This is a genomic window from Synechococcus sp. CS-205 (genome assembly GCF_025128255.1).
GTDB lineage: Bacteria > Cyanobacteriota > Cyanobacteriia > PCC-6307 > Cyanobiaceae > Regnicoccus_A.
Window position 1 is genome coordinate 21,550 of the sequence record NZ_JAHLZB010000028.1, and the last position, 25,186, is coordinate 46,735.

Consider the following 25,186-nt stretch of genomic DNA (forward strand, 5'->3'; position numbering starts at 1 on the left):
GATCACCCGCCCTTCTCCGGCAGATCTGCTGCCTGAGGGGGAGCAACCCGCCATCCTGAGCCGGAACCTTTCCCCCGGCGCCAGCCCCATGACCGATGCCACGCTCTGGGCCGAGCTGCTGGCCTACGGCAGCGGAATCAGCCTCTCGCCGATCCACATCGGTCTGCTGCTACTGCTGCTGCTGGGGCCTGATCCCCTGCGCCGGGGGGGGCTGTTCCTGCTCAGCTGGATCCTCACCATCGCCGTGATGGTGACGCTGCTGCTCACAGTGGGCCATGGGTTGCTGCTTACCATGGAGCAGGGCAGCGACCACCGCACCGGCCTGGATCTGATCGGAGCCGGGGCTCTGCTGGCCCTGGGGATCAGGGATCTGCTGCCCACCAAGGCCGGGGGGGAGGAGCCCGCCGGCTGGATTCGCCAGCTGGATCGCTTCTGCGCTCTGCCCCTGCCCCTGCTGATCGGGGTGAGTATGGCGATCGAGGTGATCAGTCCCGACGACCTTGTGCTGCTGGCCAAAGGCGCCTCGGCCCTCCTGGCCGCCGGCCTTGGCCGAGACCAGGAGGTGCTGCTGGTGGGCGTCTTCACCCTGTCAGCCAGCATCCTGCTGTTGCTGCCTGTGCTGGGGGTGGCCCTGGGCCGTGAGCGTGTGCTGCCGCTGCTGCAGCGGGGCAAACAGAGCCTCTACGCCCATGGGGAGCTGGTGATGGGCACGATCAGCCTGGCCCTGGCGGCCTATCTGGCCTGGCAGGGGATCGAGGGGCTGCAGCTGGCCTAGGGGGGATCGTGCTGCTCGACGAGGGCCTCCTGCCAGCGGCGGCGATCCGCCTCACCACCGGGGCCGCCGGCCAGCCACACCCCGTGGCGGGCACGGGTGACAGCCACATAGACCAGCTGACGACGCAGCCGCAGGTCGGATGGCCAGAAGACATCGGCATCGATGAACACCTCCCCGAAGCCGCTTCCCTGGGAGCGGTGCACCGTGAGCACTGCCGCCGGACCGAGGGAGGCGAAGGCATCACGAACCAGGAAATAGCGACGCCAGTGGGAGCGGCCCTGCTCCTGTCCCGCCTCACGGGCCTGGCGCCGCAAGGCACCCAGCACGGCCTCCAGCTTCTCCCGGGCGGCGGTGCCCACCGGTGGCAGCAGTCGCAGGCTCAGGGGGGTCTCCCCGAACGCCACCTCCACCAGCTGGGTGTCGATCACGGGGGCCTCCGCCACACCGAACTCGGCCAGGTCGCAGCGCTCCGGTGTCACATCCCGCACCAGCAACTCTCTGTTCGAGGCCAGCACCATGTCCGGCTCCTCGCCGCCTTCGGCCCCCTGGCGGCAGGCCGGCGCCATCACCGCCATGCGGCTGAGCAGCACCTCACCGGGCAGCACCGGCAGCTGGTCGGCCATGGCGCCATGGATGGCGCGCCGGGCCAGGGGGACCAGCCGCTCCAGGGAGCGGTTGGTGTAGCAGAGAATGCGCGCCTGGTCGGGATCGTCGCCGGCGGCGGCCCGGCGCAGGGCCGCCTGGGCGGCCTCCAGCCAGGCACCGCGCTCCAGCACGGCCACATCCCCCTGAGGGGTGAGCCGGCGTGGACCCACCGGCGGCAAGCGGCAGGGCAGCTGCTCCTGGCGCAGGGCGGTGGCCAGGCGCAACACGGGCCCCTGGTGACGCACCACCTCGCAGAGTTCGCTGCGGCAGGCACGCTGCAGCGCAAACACCGGGCTGCTTGCTTCCCCCACGGGCGGCAGCTGCGCAGGATCCCCAACGAACACCAGGCGGGTGCCGTAGGGGTGGGCTCCCTGCAGGCTGAACCGCAGCAGGCTGCCATCCACCATCGAGGCCTCATCGATCAGTACCAGTCCGAGGTGCTCCAGGGCCAGGGCCGTCTGATCGGTCTCCTCACAGACCTCACGTCCCCCCTGGCGGCGCAGCTTCAGCCGCAGCAGCCTGTGCAGTGTGGAGGGATGCCAGGTGGGACGCAGTGCCGCGAGCTCCAGATACCCCCGCAGCACTCCGACGGCTTTGTGGGTCGGGGCCACCGCCGTCCAGCAGAGACCCCTTGCTTCGGCCTCGGCCAGGAAGAGCATCGAAAGAAAGGTCTTGCCGGTGCCGGCAAAACCGCTGAGCACGAAGGGCTCATCCCGGGCAGGTCGCGCCAGCCACTCGCCGAAGCTGTCCACCGCACGGCGCTGGGAGGGTGTGAGCCGCAGAGGGGCCGCGGGCGGGCTGCCGTTCAGGCCAGGGGCAGCCAACCCAACCCCTGGGCGATCTGCAGCGGAGAACCAGCCAGGGCGAGGCCCATCAGGGCGATCGCCGGGCCGATCAGACTTCCGGCCAGCACCTCACCGCGGGTGTGGCCCAGGCTTTCCTTGAGGGGAAGCAGTGGGGCGAGCGGAGCCGTTGACGGCGACAGCGGCGGGGTCGGCTGAGACTCCTCAGACGGCAGCTCAGTTGTCCAGAGGGAGTCGGGCAGGCCGTTGAGGCGAGCGGCCTGGAGACCCGCCGCCCGGCGGACTCCGCTGGCGTCGTACATCACGATGAACGCGATCGTGCAGGCGAAGGCGAACAGCGGATCATCGACTCCCAGCTCCCAGCCGATGCCTGCGCAGGCCCCGGTGACCAGGGCCGAGTGGCTGGAGGGCATCCCTCCGGTTTCGAACAGCACCGCGGGCCGCCAGCGCCCGTGTTCCACCAGTTCCACCAGCAACTTGCCCAGCTGGGCCAGGCCACAGGCGATCAGGGCCCAGGCCAGCACACCGTTGTCAAGCAACTGAAGCAGGGGCCCATCCGGAACGAAGGACGTGCTCATCGGTCGCGGCTCGTGATGTAGTCGGCCAGGGCCAGGAGGGGCTGGGCCCTGGCCTGCCACGGCTGCAGGGCGTCCTTGGCCTCCGCCACCAGGGCATCCGCCCGCTGCCTGGATTCCTCCAGACCCAGCAGTTTGGGGTAGGTGGTCTTGTCGGCGGTGAGATCCTTCCCTGCCGTCTTGCCGAGCACTTCGCTGCTGGCGGTGACGTCGAGGATGTCGTCGATGATCTGAAAGGCCAGGCCGATGCCCCTGGAGTAGGTGCGCAGGGCCTCCAGCAAAGGGTCTGGAGCCCCGGCGATCAGGGCCCCGGTGAGCACGCAGGCCTGGAGCAGAGCACCAGTCTTGTGCAGATGGATGTACTCCAGGGTGTTGAGATCCACGTCTTTGCCCTCTGATTCCAGGTCCACCACCTGGCCTCCCACCAGCCCAGGCGCTCCGGCCGCCAGCGAGAGCTCACCGACCACCGACAACAGGCGCTCCGGTGGCACGCCGGGGCTGCGCAGGGCCACCATCTCGAAGGCTCGGGTCAGCAGGGCATCACCGGCGAGAATCGCCTGGGCCTCGCCGTAGACCTTGTGGTTCGTGGGACGACCACGACGGAGATCGTCGTTGTCCATGGCCGGGAGGTCGTCGTGGATCAACGACATCGTGTGGATCATCTCCAGCGCCACGGCTGAGGGCAGGGCGAGGGCCACGTCTCCACCGGCCAGCTCACAGGCCGCCAGGCAGAGGATCGGACGAAGCCGCTTGCCACCGGCCAGCAACGAGTAGCGCATCGCCTCCCGCAGCGACTCGGGCCGCTCAGGGCCGAGGGCCGCCTCAAGAGCCAGTTCAACCCTCTCCCGGGCCGACCCCAGGTAGGCGGCGAAATCGAATCCCGTGCTCACCGCCACGGCCATGGGTCCAAGCGCGCTGGCGGGGATTCTCTCAGGCCATCGGTCTGGCGGTGGCTCACGGCAGAAGATCCGCCAACGGATGGTCAACGGGGCCTGCGGCCTGGTCGCCTGCCCCGCTGCGGTTCCACCAGCTCACAACAGTGTTCACCAGCAGCATCGTCACTGTCATCGGCCCCACGCCTCCAGGCACCGGCGTGATGGCGCTGGCCAGCGGCTCCACCTCCTCAGCCCGCACATCACCGCAGAGGCCACTGTCACGGCGGTGGATTCCCACATCCACCACCACAGCCCCGGGGCGCACATGCTCGGCGCCCAGAAGGCGCGGGCGCCCGGCGGCCACCACCAGGATCTCCGCCTGCCGGGTAAGACCAGGCAGATCGGTTGTGCGGGAGTGGGCCACGCTCACGGTGGCGTCGGCGGCCTGCAGCATCAGGGCCATCGGCTGGCCGACGAGAATGCTGCGGCCCACCACCACGGCGCGGCGACCGGCGGGATCGATCCCATGGCGGGCCAGCAGGGCCATCACCCCGGCCGGTGTGCAGCTGCGTGGCCCGGGTTCCCCCCTGAGCAACCTGCCGAGGTTGAGAGCGTGCAGTCCGTCAGCGTCCTTGGCCGGATCGATCGCCTCCAGCAGCGGAGTGTCGTCCAACCCCGCAGGCAGGGGCAGTTGCAGCAGGATCCCGTCCACCGCAGGATCGTCGTTGAGCGCCGCGATCGTGGCCAGCAGCTCTGCCTGCCCGGTGTCGGCGCCCAGATGCTTCACCAGGCTGTGGATGCCCACCCGGGCGCAGGCCTTGGCCTTGTTGGCCACATACACCCCACTGGCAGGATCGTTGCCCACCCGCAGCACCGCCAGGCCGGGGGGGCGGCCAGCCCCCTGAAGCCGGTCGCTGATGATGGCGCGCAGGCGATTCTCCAGCTCCGCCGCAAGTTGGCGGCCGTCGAGACGAAGGGCCATCGGGTTCATGCTCGCGGTGAGCTCCAGCATGCAGCGAAGCGTGCGCAGACGCTCTCGCTAGCGTTGGGTTTCAAGTGACCGGTGATGGTGCTGCGACGGGGTCGCCTCAAGAACATCTGGCGCCGGCTGATGCGGCAGGAAAGTCCCTGCCAGGCCCTCTGCTCCTGGCGGCGGCTCGACTGGGCGGGCATCCTGCTGGGCTGTGCGTTGGTGGCCATGATCTCCAGCTGGCCCTGGCTGGTGGAGCCCAGTCTGCGTCCAGGCATTGCCGCTCCGATCAGCGTGAGCGCCCCCGAGGCCGCCACCGTGATCAATTCCGAGGCCCTCGAGCAGAGGCGCTCTCAGCTGGGGACCCGAACCCACGTGCAGGTGATCGACCTGGAGGCGAACCGGGTCCTGCAGGAGCGGCTGGAGCGTCAGCTGCAGGAACTGGATCAGGTCGCTCGCAGCAGCCAGACCCGGGTGGGACCGCTCAACCTCAGCCCCCTGGAACAGAGCTGGTTGGTGGGTCGCGACCCGAAGGATCTCAACACCTGGAAGCTGGCCCTGCGCAAGGCGCAGCAACGGATGCTCAGTCAGGGGATCGTGGGCAACCTCGCCAAGCAGCAGCTGCAGCAGGCTGCACGGCTCCAGCTCTCCCCCATGCCGGAACCTGGCCTGGGCCTCGGCAGCAGGCTGCTGGCCACGAACCTGCAGGGCCGCACGAATCTGCGCACCGACCCTTTGATGAGTCAGCAGCTGATTGAGGAGCTGCTGAGCCAACAGGGTATTCCGCGCATCGTGGTCAAGAAGGGGGATCTGATCGCCCGCCGCGGTGAACCGATCAGTCCGCAGGCCTACGACGTTCTCGACTACTTCGGCCTGGTGAACCGCCGCCCCCTGCTGAGGGCCTGGTTGGGCTACTTCCTCGAGGCCATGGCCGGTTGCCTGGTGATGGTGCTGATCCTGCGACGCTGGCGCTGCAGCCTGGAGCCTCGCCATGCCCTGCTGGCCCTGACGATGCTGGCGGTGGTGCAGGGGTTCAAGCTCTGGCTGGGGAATGCCGCCAGCCCCCTGGCCCTGCTGGTGCCCCCCACCCTGCTGTTGGCCCAGGCCCTGGGGACACCGGCCGGGCTGGGCTGGCTGGCGGTGGCCAGCCTGCTCTGGCCCCAGCCGCTCGATGATTTCAGCGAAGTTCGCCTGCTGGTGGCAGCCCTGGTGGCGGCGGTGGCGGCGGTGCTGGCTGGCCGCCAGCGCAGCCGGGCCCAGCTGGTGCAGCTGGCGATTCTGCTGCCGATCGTCGCTCTGGTGATTCAGTGGGTCGCCCTGCAGAGCGTGGCGCTCTGGCATGGACGTACCCGGGTGCCCCCCAGCGGCACTGAACTGGCTGCAGAGGCACTACTGATGGGGGGCTTGCTGATGGGCGGCCTGTTGCTCGGCCCCCTGGTGGAGAGCTTCTTCGGGTTGCTGACGCGGGCCCGCCTGCTGGAGATGGCCGATCTGGAGCGGCCATTGCTGCGCCGCCTGTCCACAGAGGCTCCGGGAACCTTTGAGCACACCTTGATGATCTGCGGGCTTGCTGAGGAGGGGGCACGGGCGATCGGGGCCGATGTGGACCTGATCCGAACCGGTTCCCTGTACCACGATGTGGGCAAGCTTCATGCCCCCCAGTGGTTCATCGAGAACCAGACCGAGGGTCCCAATCCCCACGATGAGCTCGATGATCCCTTCGGAAGCGCCAGGGTTCTGCAGGCCCACGTGGATGAAGGACTGAAACTGGCTCGGAAGTATCGACTGCCGCGACCTCTCGAAGACTTCATTCCCGAGCATCAGGGCACCCTGCGGATGGGATATTTCTTCCACCAGGCCCGCGAGCGCGACCCCTCCACCCCGGAAGCCGACTTCCGCTACCGCGGTCCCACCCCCCAGAGCCGGGAAACGGCCATCCTGATGCTCGCCGACGGCTGCGAAGCCGCCCTGCGCTCCCTGCCTCCTGGCACCTCCGAACTGGAGGCCTCCGCGATGGTGCGACGGTTGATCGATGCCCGCCGGCTGGATGGCCAGCTGCGCGACAGCGGTCTCAGCCGCGGTGAACTGGAACTGGTGATCCGCTCCTTCGTGAAGGTCTGGCGGCGCATGCGTCACCGCCGTATTCCCTATCCGATCCCGGCGCGCAAGGCCTACAGCGCCTGAGGCCTGAGCCTGGCGGACCGTCGGTTGAAGGGCTGCACTGCCAAACAAGGTCTTACGGGCGGCTTCAGTGGGGCCGAGGGGAGAGCGATAGGGTCCCCACAGGCAGGATGGCCCATGGTTTCTTCTCCAGCGCAACCCCTGGCGGCCCTCGGCCCCCACGGCAAACTCGGTGTGATGGTCTGCGGCCACGGCAGCCGCAACCGGCTGGCGGTGGGTGAATTCGCGCAGCTGGCCGAGGGACTGCGCACACGCCTGCCAGGCGTCCCCGTCGATTACGGCTATCTGGAATTCGCCCGACCGATCCTGCGGGATGGCCTGGACAACCTGCGGGCCCAGGGCGTGGAGCACGTGCTGGCGGTGCCGGGGATGCTGTTCGCAGCCGGCCACGCGAAGAACGACATTCCCTCGGTGCTCAACACCTATGCGGCCGAGACCGGCCTGCGCATCGACTACGGCCGTGAGCTGGGGGTCGACCGCAAGATGATCCAGGCCGCCGCCGCCAGGATCGAGGCCTGCCTGATGCAGGCTGATGCCTCCGTCCCACGCCACGACACCCTGCTGGTGGTGGTGGGCCGTGGCTCCTCCGACCCCGATGCCAACTCCAACGTCAGCAAGGTGACGCGGATGCTGGTGGAAGGCATGGGCTTCGGCTGGGGTGAGACCCTCTACTCCGGAGTGACCTTTCCCCTGGTGGAACCCGGCCTGCGCCATGCCATCAAGCTGGGCTTCCGCCGCATCGTCGTTTTTCCCTATTTTCTGTTCTCAGGCGTTCTGGTGAGCCGGATCCGGCAGCACACCCAGCGGGTCGCCGAAGACCACCCTGAGATCGAGTTTCTCTCGGCGAGTTACCTGGGAGACCACCCCCTGGTGCTCGACACCTTCCGCGAGCGGGTGGAAGAGGTGATCCGAGGGGAAACCCAGATGAACTGTTCTCTGTGCAAGTACCGCGCCCAGGTGCTTGGCTTCGAGAGCGAAGTGGGCGCTCCCCAGCGCAGCCACCATCACCACGTGGAAGGACTGGTGGAGAGCTGCACCCTCTGCGAGCGGGAATGCACCGGTGCCTGCCAGCCCGACGGCGTGCCGATCCCCCTGAGCCACAGCCATGACCACAGCCATGCGCCCTACCCCCAGGCCAACCATCCCCTCGGCCCCCGCAGCCTCGGGGCGGCTGGCTCACCTGTCTCGATCTCAGCCGAGTCCCAGGAGACACAGCAGGCATAAGCCCTGCTGATTGATCAACGATTTCCCCAGGTTGGCAGGGTTTTCCCCAGGCCGCATGGGGTTTTTCCACAGGTTGAAGGGCCGAACTGGCCGTCATGGCGTTGGGCCTGGGGATTGCGAGCTTCCCCAGGCCCATCACTTGACAGCTCGATCACAGCACTTTGAGCCCAGGGTCCGGTGCCCCAGAAGGACAGCCAGACCGTGAGCGGTCTGGCTGTCTCAGCCTTGGGCCGGGTGGATTGGCGAGCGGCACGCCGCTTTGACGCCTCCCCCCTCCCCGTGGCTTGCTGGGCTGGCGAAGAGTGAATCCATGCCCCAGTCCCACGATGGTCTCCAGCCCCAGGGCAGTGCTGACATCAGCCTGGAAGCGGAGATCCCAGAAGCCCTGTTCGATGGCATGCACGAGTTCATGCGCAACCACCCCCACTGGGATCAGTACCGGCTGATCACCGCGGCCCTGGCGGGGTTTCTGTTCCAGAACGGCTGCAGCGACCGCAGCGTGACCCAGCACTACCTCAATGGCCTGTTCATGAAGGCCGGCTCCAACTGAGGCACGGCAGAAGGCAAAAAAAAGCGGAAGCTGCCGCTCCCGCCGTTTCTCCCTTGCCCGACCCGTTGAAAGGTCGCCTGCAGAGTGTGCGGCCTGATCAGCTGGGGGATTGTGGTCATCGACACCAGTTGCCGGTGTCGGTGTGCAGCTGCTCACATCGCCGAGCGACGCAGATCATCGGCGGCCCGCGCGCACGCCCGCCAGGTGATCGCCATTTCCGTGAGGGTGGGGCTCTGCCAGCCGGCACTGGGCCAGCAGGAACCATCGGTCACCAGCAGGTTGCGCGCCTGCCAGTGGCGGTTCCAGGGGTCGAGCACACCCTGCTCAGGGCTCGACGACATGCGTGCGCCCCCCAGTTCGTGGATGTAATACCCGGGAGGGGCTGCCGCTGGAGCCAGGGCCACACCGCGGCGCACGAGCGGTTCGGCCAGGGGGAACAGGAAGAGGTCCTCAAGAGGGCGGATCCGCCCTCCCCCGGCGGTCACCACCTGCTGCATGCGCTCCTGCATGTGGGCCACCATCAGCCTCTCGTTCTCCCCCCAGTGGCAGTCGATGTGCGGCACCGGCAGTCCCCAGGCGTCACGCTTGGTGGCACTCAGGCTGAGCCGGTTCTCGGCCCGGGGCAGCACCTCGCCATGGCCGATCAGAAACCCCACCGCCTCCTGGCGCCGGCGTTTGAGCGGGACAGGCGGATCGAAACGCTGGACCCCCGCCCAGATCCCGTAACCCCGCAGAAAAGGCAGCTCGCCGAGGCCGTCGAGGTTGACGGTGTTGGGAATGAAGGCACTGCCCGCCCCCGACAGTTCGGCGGCCTCCTCCGGCGCGGGCTGGTCGGGCAGGGCGAAGAAGCGACTGGTGGAGATGTGATCCATCAGGTAGCGGCCCAGGGTGCCCGACCCATCCACCAGACCGCCGCTCTGATGGGGCTCACCGGAATGCAGCAGGATGCGCACGCTCTCGAGCGTGGAGGCGCAGAGCACCACCAGCGCTGCTCTGCAGCGGTGACTGGCGCCACTGAGCCGATCAAGAAACACGACCCCATCGGCCAGGCCACGGTCGGTGATCTCCACGTGGCTGACCACGGCGTCACTGCGCAGGCAGACCCTGCCGCTGGCCAGGGCACGGGCCAGGGCGCCGCCCTGGGAACAGGAGCGAGGCCAGGGGCTGCTCGGCGAGGGACGCTGCAGACGGAACCCACGGGAGTGAATCAGGGGCAGCCCCAGATCGCGGGCGATCGCTGCGCCCAGGTGCTTCTCGGCGGGGGTGAAGGGCAGCGGAGGCAGATACTGGCCGTCGGGCAGCTGGGGGAGCCCATCGCGCTGGCCATGGACGCCGAGCATGCGCTCGAGACGGTCATAGATGGGGGCGAGATCCTCCCCGACGATCGGCCAGGGCAGGCCATGCCCATCCCGCTCGGCCGCCTTGAACTCGTGGTCGGAGAGGCGCAGGGTGATGCCACCCCAGGTGAGGCTCTTTCCTCCCACCTGCCTGCCCCGGCTCCACAGGAACGGCCGCTGCTCGGGGGTGGTGTAGGGGTTCTGGAGCTCATCCACGTAGAGATCGGGATTGGCTTTCCAGTAGCCCGGATGCTGACTCTGCAGCCGCTGGCGGCCGCTGCTGAGGTTGGCCAGCCGACGCAGGCTGTTGAGCGGTTCCCGGCCGAAGGCCCTCGCCGGGCTCAGGTCGGGGCCAGCCTCCAGCACCAGCACCCTCAGGCCAGCCTCCGCCAGCACCATCGCGGCTACCCCGCCCGTGGCTCCTGAGCCCACCACCACCGCGTCGTAGGTGATGGATGGATCGAATCGGAGCGAAGCGGCAAGGCCTGAGGACATCCCTGGGCTTCCCAGCCAGCGTCAGGGGCGAGGCTAGGTGAGGGGTTCCGGGCGCGGCCTGCGGGGGCGAACGGCCAGCAAAAAGCCCAGCCACCTGAAGATGGCTGGGCTTTAGTGATGTGGTGGCGGGGAGGAGATTTGAACTCCTGACCTTCGGGTTATGAGCCCGACGAGCTACCAGACTGCTCTACCCCGCGGCGTTGGAAGGAGATTACCAGCCGGAGGTGCCGGCCAGCAAACCGAGAGCTCAGGGGATGGCTGCGTCGAAGCGCAGTTCTCCGCTCACCGCCAGCTCCAGTGCCTCTCCTGGCACGAGGAACTGACGCTTGAGTTCTTCGAGGGTGAGCGGGGTGAGCCAGTCCAGTTGCTCCAGCAGGTGCAGCGCCACGGCGTGCTTGGCGCGGCTGGCGCCGTCTTCCACCTTGATCGCCAGTCCGAGTCCCTCGCCCACCCGGCTGATGCACTGGATCCCCTCGGCGCCGCCCTTGCTGATCACCATGCCGTGACCACGGGCCATCAGTTCGGTGTCGAAGCGACCCTCACCGGCCACCAGCTCGGGATGGGCAAGCATCGCCCGGCTGAGCCGTTCGAGATCGGCGTGCTCGGAGGAGGCGAGATGGGCGAACAGCAGGGCCATCTGGGCCAGGGGCAGCTGCAGCGTCGGCGCTCCGCAGTCGTCTCGCGCAGTGACCAGCTCAGCGCCGGGAAGACCCAGCAGTTCCCCCACCCGGCGCAGGATCTGCTGCTGCAGGGGATGGTCCACCTGCAGATAGCTCTCCAGCGGCCAATGCAGACGCCGGCAGGTGGTGAGAAAGGCTGCGTGCTTGCCGGAACAGTTGTGCTGAAGCGGACTGTCGGCACCTGCAGGGGTGGGGCACTGCAGCTGTTCGGCCTCGATGTCGGCGCTCCAGAGGATCTTGAAGGCCTCGCGGGCGTGGGAGGCGGTGCCGGCATGGGAGGCACAGGCCATGGCCAGACCCCGGTCGCCGCTGCCGGTCTGATCGGCTGCGCCACTGCTCACAAAAACCATGGCCTGGAAAGGCTTCAGCGCCGAGCGCACAAAGCTGAGCTGCTGGGGATCACCGGCGCGCATCAGCACGCGGCCCCGCTTGTCGCAGACCGCGGCGTGGACACGATGGACCGACTCCGCGATGCCGTTGCGCAGCAGACGCACCTCCAGGGGAGGAACCCCGGGGCGCTGGGAGCTGCCGAAACTGGAAGACAGGGTCATCGGGGGGAAATGGGGACCGCGGGTGGAGCGCTCAGAGAGCCTGGCAGAGGCCAGCGCCGCCGAGCAGCAGCAGCAGGGCCATGCCGAGGGCCTGCCGCAGCCGCACCAGCACCGGCCGCACCTGGTGGCGGGCCACCAGCAGATCCTGCTGGCGCCAGGCGAGGGGCTTCTCCCACACCTGGCCGTCGTACCAGCCGGATTCCTCGTACTCGACCCGCTCGGCGATCAGGCGACGGTTGACGTAGGACCAGCCCAGCCACTGACGGGAGAGCAGCAGCAGGGCCGGCAACACGGCCGCCACCAAAGCGGTGGCCACCTGCCGCAGGGGGTCATGGCGCAGTGTCCAGCTGCCCGAGCTGATCAGGGCGGTGAGCGGCAGCGACAGCAGCCAGCTGATCAGCAGGGGGCGCCACAGTCCTGCACTGGTGAGGGAGGGCCAGGCGAAGAACCAGGAGGAACAGAGCTGGCGATACTCCTCAAGAGGGCGCTGGTCGTGCGGCACCGGGCAGGGGCTCTCCGAGCAGGCCTGATCCATGGCAGTCACAGGGGAGTCAGCAGGCAGTCGCCGGGTCGGCCCTCATTGGGGAAGAGCTTGTGCAGAGCTTAGGAAAGGCTCGTGTTCGCCGTGCCCCCAGAAGGATTCGAGGTCGTAGTAGCTGCGCTCCGCCGGTGTGAGCACATGCACGATCAGCTCGCCGTAATCAAGCAACACCCAGCGGCCTTCGCTCTGGCCTTCCTTGCGCAGGGGCAGGCGGGCGGCCTCCAGCTCAAGACGATCTTCGACCGAGCGGGCGATGGCGCGCACCTGCACATCGGAGAGGCCGGAGCAGATCACAAACCAGTCGGCCAGGGAGGAGACCTCCTCCACCCGGATCAACTGGATGTCGATCGCCTTGCGGTCGTCGCAGGCTTCGGCGGCCAGCAGGGCCAGATCCCGGCTGTCACCGGAGTCCACGGCAGTGGGGCTGGTGGCTGGATCAGCCATAGACGTTCTCACTGGTCACGGACTGACGGCTTCCCTGTTGCTGGGCCATTTCAGCCCTGGCCCGCCCGGCACTCTTGCGCAGGGCCTCGAGGCGGTCTTCGTAGAAGGAGCGGCGGCGCTTCTTGCGGGTCTGCTCGAGCAGTTCCTTCAGGGCGCCCCCCAGGCTCTTGTAGGCGTTGGGGAGGGTGTAGCCGAAGCGGCAGGCCAGGGAGATGGCCCGCTCGTCGGCCGCGATGGCGTCCTGCAGGCGCTTCTCGTTGTTGTTCTTGAGGTAGAGACGGTAACCGGCGAATCCGGACAGGCCCAGGGCCATCATCAGCAGCAGGCCGTCCTGAACCCAGAGTTCCCCGATCGCTCCGCCGAGGCCGATCGCCAGGGCGGCCATCTCCCAGCCGTCGCGGGGAACGGCATCGTTCTGAATGCGCCCCACCTCATGCCAGAAGAGCAGGTTGCGGTGATCGAGGGCGAAGGGCTCCCACCTGGTCAGATCCACCTGGACCTCCACCTCGTCGCGGCCGATCTCCTCGATCGTGATCAGAGGCGGGTCGGCCGAGGCGGCCGCTTCCACGAACACCCAGCTCTGCATCTCCGGAGGGAGGAGCCCCTTCAGGCGCTGGAGTTCGCTCATGGAGCCACGATCGCCGATCTCAAGATGCTCACGTTAGCGAGGACACAGCACCCCAACGCCCGGGACGTGGAGGGGCCGTGAGAGGCTGGCGTCGTTTGGCCGTTCAGACGCCGCCCATGCCTCGCCGGTCGGATCTGCATCGCATCCTTCTGCTGGGCTCGGGACCGATCGTGATCGGCCAGGCCTGCGAATTCGACTACTCAGGCACCCAGGCCTGCAAGGCCCTGCGCGACGAGGGCTACGAGGTGGTGCTCGTGAACTCCAACCCCGCTTCGATCATGACCGATCCGGAGATGGCGGATCGCACCTACATCGAGCCACTCACTCCCGACGTGGTGCGACGGGTGATCGAGCTGGAGCGTCCCGATGCCCTGCTGCCCACCATGGGCGGCCAGACCGCCCTCAACCTGGCGGTCACCCTGGCCGAGGACGGCACCCTTGAGCGCTTCGGGGTGGAGCTGATCGGCGCCAACCTCGAAGCGATCCAGAAGGCCGAGGACCGTCGGCTGTTCAAGGAGGCCATGGAGCGGATCGGGGTGGCCGTGTGCCCCTCGGGCATCGCCTCTTCGCTTGAGGAGGCCGAGACGGTGGGGGAAGCGATCGGCAGCTACCCCCGCATCATCCGGCCGGCCTTCACGCTCGGGGGATCCGGCGGCGGCATCGCCTACAACCCCGAGGAATTCCGAGCGTTCTGCAAGAGCGGCCTGGAAGCCAGCCCGGTCAACCAGATCCTGATCGAGAAGTCACTGATCGGCTGGAAGGAGTTCGAGCTGGAGGTGATGCGCGATCTGGCCGACAACGTGGTGATCATCTGCAGCATCGAGAACCTCGACCCGATGGGAGTGCACACGGGGGATTCGATCACCGTGGCCCCCGCCCAGACCCTCACCGACCGGGAGTACCAGCGGCTGCGTGACCAGTCGATCGCGATCATCCGCGAGATCGGCGTGGAAACGGGCGGCAGCAACATCCAGTTCGCCATCAATCCCGCCAACGGCGATGTGGTGGTGATCGAGATGAACCCACGGGTGAGCCGCTCCTCGGCGCTGGCGTCGAAGGCCACCGGCTTCCCGATCGCCAAGATCGCCGCCCGCCTGGCGGTGGGCTACACCCTCGACGAGATCCTCAACGACATCACGGGCAAGACCCCAGCCTGCTTCGAGCCCACGATCGATTACGTGGTGACCAAGATCCCGCGCTTCGCCTTTGAGAAGTTCCGGGGCTCCCCGGCGGTGCTCACCACCTCGATGAAGTCGGTGGGGGAGGCGATGGCGATCGGCCGGAGCTTCGAGGAATCGTTTCAGAAGGCTCTGCGTTCCCTGGAAACGGGCCATGCCGGCTGGGGCTGCGACCGCCCCGACGAACCCCCGGAGCCCAGCGACCTCGAGCGAATGCTGCGTACGCCCTCGCCCGATCGGATCTACGCCGTACGGGCCGCGATGGTGGCGGGACGCAGCGACGACGACATCCACCGGCTCAGCGCCATCGACCCCTGGTTTCTCGCCAAACTGCGGCGACTGCTCGAAGCTGAAGAGCGGTTGCTGCGGGACCGCAGGCTGGAGCAGCTTTCGGCGGCTGATCTGCTGGAGCTCAAGCAGCTGGGCTTCTCCGACCGCCAGATCGCCTGGGCCAGCGGCAGCGACGAACTGAGCGTGCGCCGAACCCGTCAGGGGCTTGGCGTGAATGCCCTGTTCAAGACCGTGGACACCTGCGCGGCGGAATTCTCCTCCACCACCCCGTATCACTACTCCACCTACGAGCGGCCCCTGGAGCGCCTCGATGACTCCGGAGTGCTCGTGCGCCTGGAGCCCCAGGATGAAGTGCAACCGGAGCGCCGCCGCAAGGTGATGATCCTCGGCGGCGGACCGAACCGCATCGGCCAGGGCATCGAGTTCGACTACTGCTGTTGCCACGCCTCCTTCGCCCTGCGGGCCGACGGCTTCGCCACGGTGATGGTGAACAGCAACCCGGAAACGGTGTCGACCGACTACGACACCAGCGATCGGCTCTATTTCGAGCCGCTCACCCTCGAAGACGTGCTCAACGTGATCGAGGCGGAACGACCGGAGGGGGTGATCGTCCAGTTCGGCGGCCAGACCCCGCTCAAGCTCGCCCTGCCCCTGCTGCGCTGGCTGGCCGGGCCCGAAGGTCTGGCCACCGGAACCCGGCTCTGGGGCACCTCACCGGAATCGATTGATCAGGCCGAGGACCGCGAGCAGTTCGAGGCGATCCTGCGTCGACTCGACATCCGCCAGCCGCGCAACGGCCTGGCCCGCAGCGAGGCCGAGGCCCGCGCCGTGGCCGATCGGGTGGGCTATCCGGTGGTGGTGCGCCCCAGCTACGTGCTGGGGGGCCGGGCCATGGAGGTGGTCTTCGACGAGGAGGAACTGAACCGCTACATGGTGGAGGCGGTGCAGGTGGAGCCCGATCACCCGGTGCTGATCGATCAGTACCTCGAGAACGCCATTGAAGTGGACGTGGACGCCCTGGCCGACCGGCAGGGAAGCGTGGTGATCGGTGGCCTGATGGAGCACATCGAGCCAGCCGGCATCCACTCGGGCGATTCGGCCTGCGCCCTGCCGGCGGTGTCGCTCTCCGATCAGGCCCTGGCCACGATCCGCCAGTGGACCGAAGCCCTCGCCCTGGCCCTCGACGTGAGCGGCCTGATCAACCTCCAGTTCGCCGTGCAGGCGGAGCGGGTGTTCATCATCGAGGCCAACCCCCGGGCCTCCCGCACCGTGCCCTTCGTGGCCAAGGCCACCGGTGTGCCCCTGGCGAAGATCGCCAGCCTGCTGATGGCCGGCCACAGCCTCCGCGAGCTGGGCCTCACCAGCGAGCCCAGGCCACCCCTCCAGAACGTGAAGGAGGCGGTGCTGCCGTTCAAGCGCTTTCCAGGATCCGATACCCTGCTTGGTCCGGAAATGCGCTCCACCGGGGAAGTGATGGGCAGCGGCGCCAGCTTCGGCATGGCCTATGCCAAGGCCGAGATCGCCGCCGGCGAAGCCCTGCCCCTCGGAGGCACCGTCTTCCTCTCCACCCACGACCGCGACAAGCCTTCCCTGGTGCCGGTGGCCCAGCGCCTCTCGGAGCTGGGGCTGGCCCTGATCGCCACCACCGGCACCGCCGCCGTGCTGCGGGAGGCGGGCCTGGAGGTGGAGTCGATCCTGAAGGTGCATGAAGGCCGGCCGAACATCGAGGACGCGATCCGCTCCGGCCTGATTCAGCTGATCGTGAACACCCCGATCGGCCGCCAGGCCACCCACGACGACCGGTACCTGCGCAGGGCGGCGCTTGACTACCTCGTGCCCACGGTGACCACCCTCGCCGGTGCCAGGGCTGCGGTGGAGGCCATCGCCACCCTTCAGAGCCAGGAGCTCACGGTCACGGCGCTGCAGGACATCCACCCCGATTCCGCTCGTTAGGGTTGAGGGCCTTCGCCAACGGCCCCTTGACCAGCACAGCCACTCCGATCAGCTCCAGTGCCGGCCAGGCGGGCCAGCCGATCGCCCCGGGCAGCGACATCCGGGAGCTGTTCCGCGCCGCCTACGAGAACCGCTACACCTGGGATCCTGGCTTCGGTGGCTACCAGGGACGCTGCGTCTGGCAGCAGGGGGAGCAGCGGGTGGAGGGCCGGTTCCGCGTGGGCGCCGACCTCAAGGCCAGCGTGGAGGGCATCGAGGACGAGACCATAAGCAAAGCTGTCGGCTCCCAACTCTGGGAGGTCTGCATTCACCGGGTGCGCCGCAGCTTCGAGCAGACCCACGGCGCCAACACCTTCAGTGCCGGCGACACCGATGCCGTGGGGCTCGAGGTGATCGTGGGCGGCAAGAACGCCGGTGATCGCTATCGCATCAAGGATTCGGTGGTCACGATGGTGCACCGTCAGATCCACGGCACCGTGGTCACGATCTTCACCGGCAGCACCACCGACACCGGTGCCGGCTACCTCAGCCACACCTACACCAGCCAGTACAGCGATCCAGCCACGGGCGAAGCCCGCGGCGGCAGGAGCCAGTTCACCGACACCTTCGTTCCCCTCGGCGGGGTGGGTCCCTGGGTGCTGGCGGAGCGGGTGATCAGCAGCGAGGATCCCGAAGCACCGGGGACGACCAGCGAGCAGATCTTCCGCTTTGAAGCGCTCGAGCCCACCCCAGCGGAGATGCCGTTCGCCTGATCGTTTCGCCCAGTTCGTTCAGACCCCGTCCGGAAGGGCTGGGATGGTCTTGAGACGTTCGTTCAGCTGAAAGGCCATCGACTGCCGTCCCACCGCCAGCACCTTGAGGGTGTCCTCGTAGAGGCGAAGCTGGGCATCGGCCACCTGCATCCCCCGCACCAGCTCCTTGACGTCGTCAGGGAGAGCGTTGAGTTCATAGCGCTTGCCCTCGAACGTGAGCACGGGGGGCTGGTTGGAAGAGGCCGTCAAGGTCACCACTGTGTCGTCCCGCGCAGGTTAAGCCGCGCCCGGCGGGCTCTCGGCCGGGGGCGCGGCCAGCGAAGCACCGGCCGGCGGCAGCTTGGCCGGGGCCGGACGGCGGGGCCGCTTGAAGAAGAACATCAGCAACGGGCCCACCTGGGCCGCCTCCACCATCTCCCAGCCCTCCTTGCCCAGCAGGTTCATGAAGAACTGCAGTTGCTCGGCCGGGTGGCGGGGCGTCTGGGAGGCTCCGTAGAACTCGGGAAATTCCCGGGCAATGAATTCCGGGCTGAGCATCCCCTGCAGCTTCTGACTGGCGGCCTGGGGATCGGGCGGTTGGGGTGGGGAGCTGTTCTCCACATTGATGTGGATCACCCGGTACTCCCACTGGGGCATCTCAGCCATGGCCGCTTGAGCGTGGAACTGGACGGTGGAGGGTCAGGCCGCCACCCGGATCAACTGACGGTCGCACAGCTCGCGGTAGCGACCGGGACGGGCCATGAGCTGATCATGGCTCCCGCGCTCGACGATGCCGCCGCCCTCGAGCACCAGGATCTGGTCGGCCCCCTGGACCGTGGAGAGCCGGTGGGCGATCACCAGCACGGTGCGGCCGGCCATGGCCTGCTTCAGGCCCTGCTGCACCGCCTCCTCCGCCTCGGCATCGAGCGCGCTGGTGGCCTCATCCAGCAACAGCACGGCCGGGTCGCCCAGCACCGCACGGGCGATGGCGATGCGCTGAAGCTGCCCGCCCGAGAAGTTGCTGCCTCGCTCCTCGAGGCGGGAGTGGTATCCCTCGGGGAGAGCTTCGATGAAGCCTGCCGCATTGGCCAGTCGGGCCGCCTGGCGCACCTGCGCGTCGCTGGCGGGACGCCCGAAGCGGATCGCCTCGGCCACGCTGCCGGAGAACACACGGCTCTGCTGGGGCACCAGGGCCACGGCACGGCGCAGGTCGGCGGCCCGCAGACCTGCGAGGTCCTGGCCATCGAGCAGCACGCGCCCGCGCTGGGCGGTGTTGAAACGCAACAACAGGGAAAACAGAGTGCTTTTGCCGGCGCCAGATGGACCCACCAGGGCCACCAGCTGACCGGGCTCAGCACTCAGATCGAGGTTCCGCAGCACCGGCTGCTCGGGGTCGTAGCCGAACCAGACCTGCTCCAGTCGCAGGGCCCCGCGCACCGGCCCGAGCGGCTGGGCCCCGGGGCTGTCGGGGATCTCCACCGGCTCGCGCTCGATCTCGCGCAGGCGCCGCAGTGAGGCCTGGCCCTGCTGGAACTCGTTGTAATTGGTGGTCAGGTGCGAGATCGGATCGATCAGCATCAGCAGGGCCGCCACATAGGAGCTGAATCCCTGGCTGTCGAGCCCCCCGGCCTGGATGCGGGCCGCTCCGATCAGCAGCACCGAGAGAATCCCCGCCGCTTCGATGAAGCCCACCACGGGATGCTGAAGGGCCAGCAGGCGCAGGGTGCGGTAACGGGCCCGCCGGTGCAGGTCGATCTCCTGCTCGAAGCGGTTCTGCAACCAGGCCTCGGCCGCAAAGGCCCGCACCAGGGGCAGGCCTCCGATGGCCTCGGCCAGCAGCCCCGCCAGCTCGCTCACCTGCTTCTGGCTGCGCTCGGCGGCTCCCATCACCCGGGCGCCGAAACTGCTCACCATCACCGCCACCAGCGGCGCCAGCAGCAGGGTGGCCAGGGACAGCTTCCAATCAAGAAACACCATGTAGCCGAACACCACCACCAGCTGCAGCAGGCTGGGAGTGGTGTCCTGGATCGTTTTGTAAATCACCTCCCCGACCCGGTCGGCGTCTTCGGTGAGGCGATAGGTGAGATCTCCGGCCGAGAGCTTCTCAAGGGCGCCGAACTCAAGGCGCTGCAGGCGGGCGAACAACTGGCTGCGCAGGGCCTGGCTCACCTGCAAAGCCGGGGAGGCCAGCAGGGTGTCCTGGCCGAACTGGGCCAGCTTCTGCACCAGGAACACCGCCAGGGCCAGAGCAATCGCCCGCAGCACCTGAGGGAAATCACCTGCGCCGATGGCCGGGATCAGGCGACCGGCCAGGGCGGCAAGCAAGGGCCAGCAGGCCACGAACACGAGCATGCACAGGCCACCGGCCACCAGCCTGCGGCGGTGGGGCTTCAGCAGCGGCAACAGCCCTCGAAAGCCGGCCGGGGGTGATGCGAGCATCGGCGAACCCTATCAGCGCCGATCCGGCGCCTTTTCCTTGCGCCTCGATCAATTCCTCAAGTTCCAGGGCCTGGTGGGGACCGGCGGTGAAGCCAAGGTCCGGGTGCAGGGGGGCGAGGTGCGGGTCAACGGTGAGGTGGAGCGCCGCCGCGGCCGCCAGCTGCTGCCTGGCGACGCCGTGGAGCTGGCTGGGATGAAACTGGTGGTCCACGCCGCCAACTAGGTTGTGGGGCATTTCTCAGCGAGGACGCTCCTGTGCGCAAGGCCGTGATTGCAGGGAACTGGAAGATGCACATGACCTGCGCCGAAGCGCGGGCCTATGCCGACACCTTCCTGCCACTGCTGGGGGATCTGCCCAGCGATCGGGAGGTGGTGCTGGCACCTCCGTTCACCGCCATCGCCGCCCTGAGCGAGGCCATCGAGGGCAGTCCTGTCAAGGTTGCCTCCCAGAACGTCCACTGGGACGACGTGGGGGCCTACACAGGCATGATCTCAGCCCCGATGCTGCTGGAGCACGGAGTCAGCCACGCCATCGTGGGCCACAGCGAACCGCGCAAGTACTACAGCGAAACCGACGAGCAGATCAACCTGCGGGCGCGCACGGCTCAGAAATCCGGAATGATCCCGATCCTGTGCGTGGGCGAGAGCGATTCCCAGCGAGAAGCCGGAGAGGCCGAGCGGGTGATCCGCCGACAGGTGGACCAGGGCCTCGAAGGCCTGGACCCCACCCAGCTGGTGGTGGCCTATGAGCCGATCTGGGCGATCGGCACCGGCAAGACCTGTGGCGCCGAGGAGGCCAACCGGATCTGCGCGCTGATCCGCGGCTGGGTCGGTTACGACGATGTGGTGATCCAGTACGGCGGCTCGGTCAAGGCCGAGAACATCGACCTGCTGATGGCCCAGCCGGATATCGACGGGGTGCTGGTGGGTGGAGCGTCCCTTGATCCGGCGGGATTCGCCAGAATCGCTCGCTACCAGGTGCCGGTGGCCGCCTGAACCATCGCGCCAGAGGGCAGCGTTGGCCGAAACGCCTGAATTGCCCTCAGAACACCTCGAGTGAGGCGGGCAGGGGCCGGTCGGCCTCCTCGCCGGCCGCCACGTTGACGCGCACGGTGCGGGCCAGCCGCGCCGGCTCCCCACAGCTGCGAGGCGTGGGGAAGAGCTTGCCGGGGTTGGCCCGACCCTCCGGATCGAAAGCCTGGCGCACCAGGCGCATCGTGCTCAGGTCGTCTGGAGAGAACATCCAGTCCATGTAGCAGCGCTTGTCGGCACCCACGCCGTGTTCCCCGGTGATGCTGCCACCGGCGTCGATGCAGAGCCGCAGGATGTCGGCGCCGAGGGCCTGGACCCGGTCCTGAACATCCGCCTGGCTGGCGTCGTAGAGGATCAGCGGATGGAGGTTACCGTCCCCGGCGTGGAAGACGTTGGCCACCGGCAGGGAGTAGCGGCGGCTGAGCAGCTCGATCGCCGCCAGCACCGCCGGCAGGGCGCTTCGGGGAACGACACCGTCCTGGACGTAGTACGTGGGCGTGATCCGCCCCACGGCCGCGAAGGCCGACTTGCGGCCCTTCCAGAGCAGGGCGCGGTCGCTGTCTGATTCGGCCCGGCGCAACGACCGGGCCCCGGCCCGGCGGCAGAGCTCCATGGTCCGCACCGCCGCGGCATCCACCTCCTCCAGGCGACCGTCGAGCTCGATCAGCAGCACTGCCGCGGCATCGCGGGGGTATTCATCGCAGCCGAAGAGGTCGTCGACGGCATTGATCGTGAAGTTATCCATGATCTCCATCCCCGCCGGCAGCACTCCCGCTTCCGTGACGCGTCGCACCGCTTCCCCGGCGGCTTCCATCGAGGGGAAATCCGCCAGCAGCACCTGCACGGTCTGGGGCTGACGCAGCAACCGCAGGGTGATGGCCGTGGCGATGCCGAGGGTGCCCTCGCTGCCGATGAAGACTCCCCGCAGATCCAGGCCGGGCATTTCGGCGAGGGAGCCCCCCAGCCGGGTGATCCGGCCGTCGGGAAGCACCACCTCCAGCTCCAGCACATGGTTGCTGGTGACGCCGTACTTGAGGCAGTGCACCCCCCCGGCGTTTTCGGCCACGTTGCCGCCGATGCTGCAGACCACCTGACTGGAGGGGTCGGGGGCGTAATAGAACCCATCGCCGGAGACGGCGCGGGTGACCCAGCTGTTGATCACCCCAGGTTGAACCGTGATCCGCTGATTCTCGAGATCGAGGGCCAGCACTGAGCGCATCCGGCTGGTGACCACCAGCAGAGACTCCTGCTCGGCCACGGCTCCGCCGGAGAGGCCGGTGCCGCTGCCCCGGGCCACGAACGGCACCCCTTCCTCGTGGCAGAGGCGCAGCACAGCCGCCACCTGCTCGGTGGTTTCCGGCAGTACGGCCAGGGGAGGCTCCTGCCGGTGCAGGGTCAGGCCATCGCTGTCGTACGTGAGCAACTCCTGGCGCCGGGCCACCACTGCCCTGCCGGGCAGAAACTGGCGCAGGCGCCGCTCGATCCGCCCCCAGGGCAGGGTCAGGGCAGGCGGCTCGGCCAAGGGGTCAGCCAACATGTACGTGCATCAGCCTGACCATAGCGAGGGTGGCGTTAGGACACCCCCCCGGAACAGGGCCATGGGGATCACAGGGGGAGGAGGCGCCGGCATTCCTTCTTCCAGCCGTGCGATCCGCACCGCTTTGGGCGAGGATGGATCATGGTCTGGTGGTGGAGAGGGTGGTCCCCAGGGATCAACCCGATTCCAGACTTCTTGAACGTCCGCGGATCACGCTTTGACTTCGGCCCCTGTATCGGTTCCTGCCCTGAACACCTCCCGTTCCCAGGACCTCTTCAGTGCCGCCCTGCACCTGATGCCCGGGGGAGTCAGCTCGCCGGTGCGGGCCTTTCGTTCGGTGGGCGGTGAACCGATCGTCTTCGACCGCGTCAAGGGGGCTTACGCCTGGGACGTCGATGGCAATCGCTACATCGATTACATCGGCAGCTGGGGTCCGGCGATCTGTGGTCACGCCCGACCCGAGGTGATCGCCGCCCTGCACGAGGCCCTCGACAAGGGCACCAGCTTCGGTGCTCCCTGCGCTCTGGAGAACACGCTGGCGGAGATGGTGATCGATGCCGTCCCCAGCGTCGAGATGGTGCGCTTCGTCAACTCAGGCACAGAAGCCTGCATGTCGGTGCTGCGGCTGATGCGGGCTTTCACCGGCCGCGACAAGCTGATCAAGTTCGAGGGCTGCTACCACGGCCACGCCGACATGTTCCTGGTGAAGGCCGGCTCGGGCGTCGCCACCCTGGGGCTTCCCGACTCCCCCGGAGTGCCCCGAACCACCACCACCAACACCCTCACCGCCCCCTATAACGACCTGGAGGCGGTGAAGCAGCTGTTCGCCGACAACCCCGGCGAGATCGCCGGGGTGATCCTCGAGCCCGTGGTGGGCAACGCCGGATTCATCACCCCTGAACCGGGCTTCCTGGAAGGACTGCGCGAACTCACCACCGAGCACGGTGCGCTGCTCACGTTCGATGAGGTGATGACGGGCTTCCGCATCAGCTACGGGGGTGCCCAGGCCCGCTTCGGCATCACACCCGATCTCACCACCCTTGGCAAGGTGATCGGCGGCGGCCTGCCCGTGGGCGCCTACGGCGGCCGGGCGGAGATCATGGCGATGGTGGCCCCTGCCGGGCCCATGTATCAGGCCGGCACTCTCAGTGGCAACCCCTTGGCGATGACCGCCGGCATCAAGACCCTGGAGCTGCTCAAGCAGCCCGGCAGCTACGAACGGCTCGAGGCGATCACCAAGCGCCTTTCAGGCGGCATTCTTGCGGCGGGTCGGGAAGCCGGTCTGCCGATCTGCGGTGGCTCCATCAGTGCCATGTTCGGCTTCTTCCTCTGCGAGGGTCCCGTGCGCAACTTCGAGGAAGCCAAGGCCACCGACAGCCAGCGCTTTGGCCGGTTGCACCGGGCCATGCTCGAGCGGGGCGTTTACCTGGCCCCCAGCGCCTTCGAGGCTGGGTTCACCTCCCTGGCCCACACCGACGCCGACATCGAGGCCACCCTCAGTGCCTTCCGCGACTGCTTCGCCGCCATCGCCTGATGGAGGCCGGCCAGCGCTCTCTTCCCGGCGCTGCCCTGGCGAGCGCCCTGGCCCTAGCGGCCGCTCTTGCCGCCTGCGGCCAGAGCGCCGACGACCAGCCGCTTCAGGTCGAGGGCGGGGTCCCCGTCGGGGCTGTGCTCTCGCTCACCAGCAATGCCAATGCCTACGGCCAGGATCAGCAGATCGGGCTCGAGCTGGCCCAGGCCTGGAACCAGAAGCGGAGAAAGGCTGATTCCCCCGGCGCCCCGGAGCTCAGTCTGCGCCTGGAGGATGGCGGTGGTGATGAGGCCACCGCCACCCAGGCCTTCAATCTGCTGATCGATGCCGGCGTGGTGGCCCTGGTCGGTCCCACCCTCTCTCAGCAGGCTTTCGCGGCCGACCCGATCGCTCAGCGCCGGGGGGTGCCGGTGGTGGCCCCGTCCAACACCGCCACCAATATCCCCCAGATCGGCGGCTTCATCAGCCGCGTGTCGGCTCCAAGCACCGAGATTGCCCCCCTTTCGATTGCCAAGGCCCTGGAGCTGAACCCCTCGATCCGGCGAGCGGCGGTGTTCTACGCCCAGGACGACGCCTACAGCACCTCCGAGAGCGCCATCTTCCAGCAGGCTCTCACCGACAAGGGGCTGAAGCCGGTCACGGTGCAGCGCACCCAGCTCAATGACCAGGATTTTCAGAACCAGATCACCGGCGCCCTGCGCCAGACACCTGATCTGATCGTGATCTCCGCCCAGGCGGTGGATGGGGGCAATCTGATCCGTCAGCTGCGGGAACTGGGCTACAAGGGCTCGATCGTGGTGGGCAACGGCATGAACACGCCGAACATCTATCCGATCTGCCAGGCCTATTGCGACGGCATCCTGATCGCCCAGGCCTACAGCCCCGAGCTCGACACGCCCATGAACCGTGAGTTCGTGGCCCTCTACAAACAGGCCAAGGGTGGGGCGATTCCACCCCAGCTCACCGCCCAGGCTTTCAGCGCCTACCAGGTGGTGGCCGAGGCCCTGCAGCGACTCAACAAACGCCAACCACTGAGCCAGTTCTCCCTTGCTGATGCCCGCAAGGCGCTGATGGCGGAACTGCTCTCCGGCCGCTACGACACCCCCCTCGGCGAGATCGCCTTCAGCCCCGATGGTGAAGTGGTGCAGCAACGCTTCCACGTGGCCCAGGTGCAGATGAAGCCCGGCAGCCTGAGCGGCCGTTTCGCACTGCTGCCCTGA

Annotated in this window: 23 protein-coding genes and 1 tRNA gene; 10 read left to right on the plus strand and 14 right to left on the minus strand. The window is 67.9% G+C overall.

Translation table 11 applies throughout. The features are described 5' to 3' along the window. Window positions 1-88 precede the first annotated feature (88 nt). On the plus strand, window positions 89-775 hold the full coding sequence (locus KQ297_RS07450) for a GAP family protein (RefSeq protein WP_185464444.1): 687 nt from the start codon (window positions 89-91) through the stop codon (window positions 773-775). On the opposite strand, the gene KQ297_RS07455 is transcribed toward KQ297_RS07450, so the two are convergent. From KQ297_RS07455 to folD, 4 genes are read right to left on the minus strand one after another with little or no spacing between them, the layout of a single operon-like run. Beyond that, window positions 772-2,244 (minus strand): ATP-dependent helicase, encoded by a 1,473-nt coding sequence (locus KQ297_RS07455; RefSeq protein ID WP_259738862.1) that lies wholly within the window; start codon window positions 2,242-2,244, stop codon window positions 772-774. The genes KQ297_RS07450 and KQ297_RS07455 overlap by 4 nt on opposite strands. Beyond that, a complete protein-coding gene (locus KQ297_RS07460) occupies window positions 2,226-2,801 on the minus strand; it encodes a divergent PAP2 family protein (protein WP_259738863.1) in 576 nt (191 codons plus the stop codon). The genes KQ297_RS07455 and KQ297_RS07460 overlap by 19 nt, the downstream gene beginning before the upstream one ends. Further along, the gene (crtE, locus tag KQ297_RS07465) at window positions 2,798-3,700 is read right to left on the minus strand and encodes a geranylgeranyl diphosphate synthase CrtE (RefSeq protein WP_259738864.1); all 903 of its coding nucleotides are present in this window, start codon (window positions 3,698-3,700) and stop codon (window positions 2,798-2,800) included. The genes KQ297_RS07460 and crtE overlap by 4 nt, the downstream gene beginning before the upstream one ends. A 52-nt stretch (window positions 3,701-3,752) precedes the next feature. After that, window positions 3,753-4,655: a bifunctional methylenetetrahydrofolate dehydrogenase/methenyltetrahydrofolate cyclohydrolase FolD gene (gene folD / locus KQ297_RS07470; protein WP_259738865.1), complete on the minus strand. Its 903-nt coding sequence runs from the start codon at window positions 4,653-4,655 to the stop codon at window positions 3,753-3,755. 84 nt (window positions 4,656-4,739) lie between these two features. Between folD and KQ297_RS07475 the strand changes: the two genes are divergently transcribed. From KQ297_RS07475 to KQ297_RS07485, 3 genes are all read left to right on the plus strand, one after another. Then, complete coding sequence (locus KQ297_RS07475) at window positions 4,740-6,827, plus strand: HDIG domain-containing metalloprotein (RefSeq protein ID WP_259738866.1); 2,088 nt, start codon at window positions 4,740-4,742, stop codon at window positions 6,825-6,827. 114 nt (window positions 6,828-6,941) lie between these two features. Next, window positions 6,942-8,048: a sirohydrochlorin chelatase gene (locus KQ297_RS07480; protein WP_259738867.1), complete on the plus strand. Its 1,107-nt coding sequence runs from the start codon at window positions 6,942-6,944 to the stop codon at window positions 8,046-8,048. A gap of 310 nt (window positions 8,049-8,358) precedes the next feature. Continuing rightward, a complete protein-coding gene (locus KQ297_RS07485; RefSeq protein WP_259738868.1) occupies window positions 8,359-8,598 on the plus strand; it encodes a DUF2811 domain-containing protein in 240 nt (79 codons plus the stop codon). 152 nt (window positions 8,599-8,750) lie between these two features. Here the strand turns inward: KQ297_RS07485 and KQ297_RS07490 are convergent, their stop codons facing one another. From KQ297_RS07490 to KQ297_RS07515, 6 genes are all read right to left on the minus strand, one after another. Then, window positions 8,751-10,430, minus strand: coding sequence for a GMC oxidoreductase (locus KQ297_RS07490; protein ID WP_259738869.1), 1,680 nt, complete (start codon window positions 10,428-10,430; stop codon window positions 8,751-8,753). Window positions 10,431-10,550: 120 nt separating this feature from the next. Next, a tRNA-Met gene (locus KQ297_RS07495) sits at window positions 10,551-10,627 on the minus strand. 50 nt (window positions 10,628-10,677) lie between these two features. Further along, the gene (locus KQ297_RS07500) at window positions 10,678-11,661 is read right to left on the minus strand and encodes an asparaginase (RefSeq protein ID WP_259738870.1); all 984 of its coding nucleotides are present in this window, start codon (window positions 11,659-11,661) and stop codon (window positions 10,678-10,680) included. Between the two features lie 31 nt (window positions 11,662-11,692). After that, window positions 11,693-12,196: a CGLD27 family protein gene (locus tag KQ297_RS07505; protein ID WP_259738871.1), complete on the minus strand. Its 504-nt coding sequence runs from the start codon at window positions 12,194-12,196 to the stop codon at window positions 11,693-11,695. A gap of 42 nt (window positions 12,197-12,238) precedes the next feature. Further along, window positions 12,239-12,646, minus strand: coding sequence for a ribosome silencing factor (gene rsfS / locus KQ297_RS07510; protein ID WP_259738872.1), 408 nt, complete (start codon window positions 12,644-12,646; stop codon window positions 12,239-12,241). Next, window positions 12,639-13,274: a DUF3318 domain-containing protein gene (locus KQ297_RS07515; RefSeq protein WP_259738873.1), complete on the minus strand. Its 636-nt coding sequence runs from the start codon at window positions 13,272-13,274 to the stop codon at window positions 12,639-12,641. The genes rsfS and KQ297_RS07515 overlap by 8 nt, the downstream gene beginning before the upstream one ends. Before the next feature lie 116 nt (window positions 13,275-13,390). On the opposite strand from KQ297_RS07515, the gene carB reads away from it, so the two are divergent. Both carB and KQ297_RS07525 read left to right on the plus strand, forming a co-directional pair. Next, the gene (carB, locus tag KQ297_RS07520) at window positions 13,391-16,696 is read left to right on the plus strand and encodes a carbamoyl-phosphate synthase large subunit (RefSeq protein WP_259738874.1); all 3,306 of its coding nucleotides are present in this window, start codon (window positions 13,391-13,393) and stop codon (window positions 16,694-16,696) included. A 26-nt stretch (window positions 16,697-16,722) separates the two neighbouring features. Then, window positions 16,723-17,448 (plus strand): DUF3386 domain-containing protein, encoded by a 726-nt coding sequence (locus KQ297_RS07525; protein ID WP_259738875.1) that lies wholly within the window; start codon window positions 16,723-16,725, stop codon window positions 17,446-17,448. Between the two features lie 18 nt (window positions 17,449-17,466). On the opposite strand, the gene KQ297_RS07530 is transcribed toward KQ297_RS07525, so the two are convergent. From KQ297_RS07530 to KQ297_RS07540, 3 genes are read right to left on the minus strand one after another with little or no spacing between them, the layout of a single operon-like run. Continuing rightward, window positions 17,467-17,697, minus strand: a complete 231-nt coding sequence (locus KQ297_RS07530; RefSeq protein WP_185464456.1) for a DUF6447 family protein — start codon at window positions 17,695-17,697, stop codon at window positions 17,467-17,469. Window positions 17,698-17,724: 27 nt separating this feature from the next. Continuing rightward, window positions 17,725-18,093, minus strand: a complete 369-nt coding sequence (locus tag KQ297_RS07535) for a hypothetical protein (protein ID WP_255441301.1) — start codon at window positions 18,091-18,093, stop codon at window positions 17,725-17,727. A 33-nt stretch (window positions 18,094-18,126) separates the two neighbouring features. Further along, on the minus strand, window positions 18,127-19,866 hold the full coding sequence (locus KQ297_RS07540; protein WP_185464457.1) for an ABC transporter ATP-binding protein: 1,740 nt from the start codon (window positions 19,864-19,866) through the stop codon (window positions 18,127-18,129). A gap of 37 nt (window positions 19,867-19,903) precedes the next feature. Here KQ297_RS07540 and KQ297_RS07545 point away from each other — a divergent pair, with 37 nt between their 5' ends. Together KQ297_RS07545 and tpiA are read left to right on the plus strand one after the other, a co-directional pair. Continuing rightward, window positions 19,904-20,089 (plus strand): RNA-binding S4 domain-containing protein, encoded by a 186-nt coding sequence (locus KQ297_RS07545; RefSeq protein WP_259738876.1) that lies wholly within the window; start codon window positions 19,904-19,906, stop codon window positions 20,087-20,089. 32 nt (window positions 20,090-20,121) lie between these two features. Next, entirely contained in the window at window positions 20,122-20,862 is a 741-nt protein-coding gene (gene tpiA / locus KQ297_RS07550; RefSeq protein ID WP_259738877.1) for a triose-phosphate isomerase, read from the plus strand. 46 nt (window positions 20,863-20,908) lie between these two features. Here tpiA and KQ297_RS07555 read toward each other — a convergent pair whose 3' ends face one another. Beyond that, complete coding sequence (locus KQ297_RS07555) at window positions 20,909-22,420, minus strand: FAD-linked oxidase C-terminal domain-containing protein (RefSeq protein WP_259738878.1); 1,512 nt, start codon at window positions 22,418-22,420, stop codon at window positions 20,909-20,911. Window positions 22,421-22,652: 232 nt separating this feature from the next. Between KQ297_RS07555 and hemL the strand changes: the two genes are divergently transcribed. Then, on the plus strand, window positions 22,653-23,969 hold the full coding sequence (gene hemL / locus KQ297_RS07560; RefSeq protein WP_259738879.1) for a glutamate-1-semialdehyde 2,1-aminomutase: 1,317 nt from the start codon (window positions 22,653-22,655) through the stop codon (window positions 23,967-23,969). Beyond that, window positions 23,969-25,186 (plus strand): ABC transporter substrate-binding protein, encoded by a 1,218-nt coding sequence (locus KQ297_RS07565; RefSeq protein ID WP_259738880.1) that lies wholly within the window; start codon window positions 23,969-23,971, stop codon window positions 25,184-25,186. The genes hemL and KQ297_RS07565 overlap by 1 nt, the downstream gene beginning before the upstream one ends.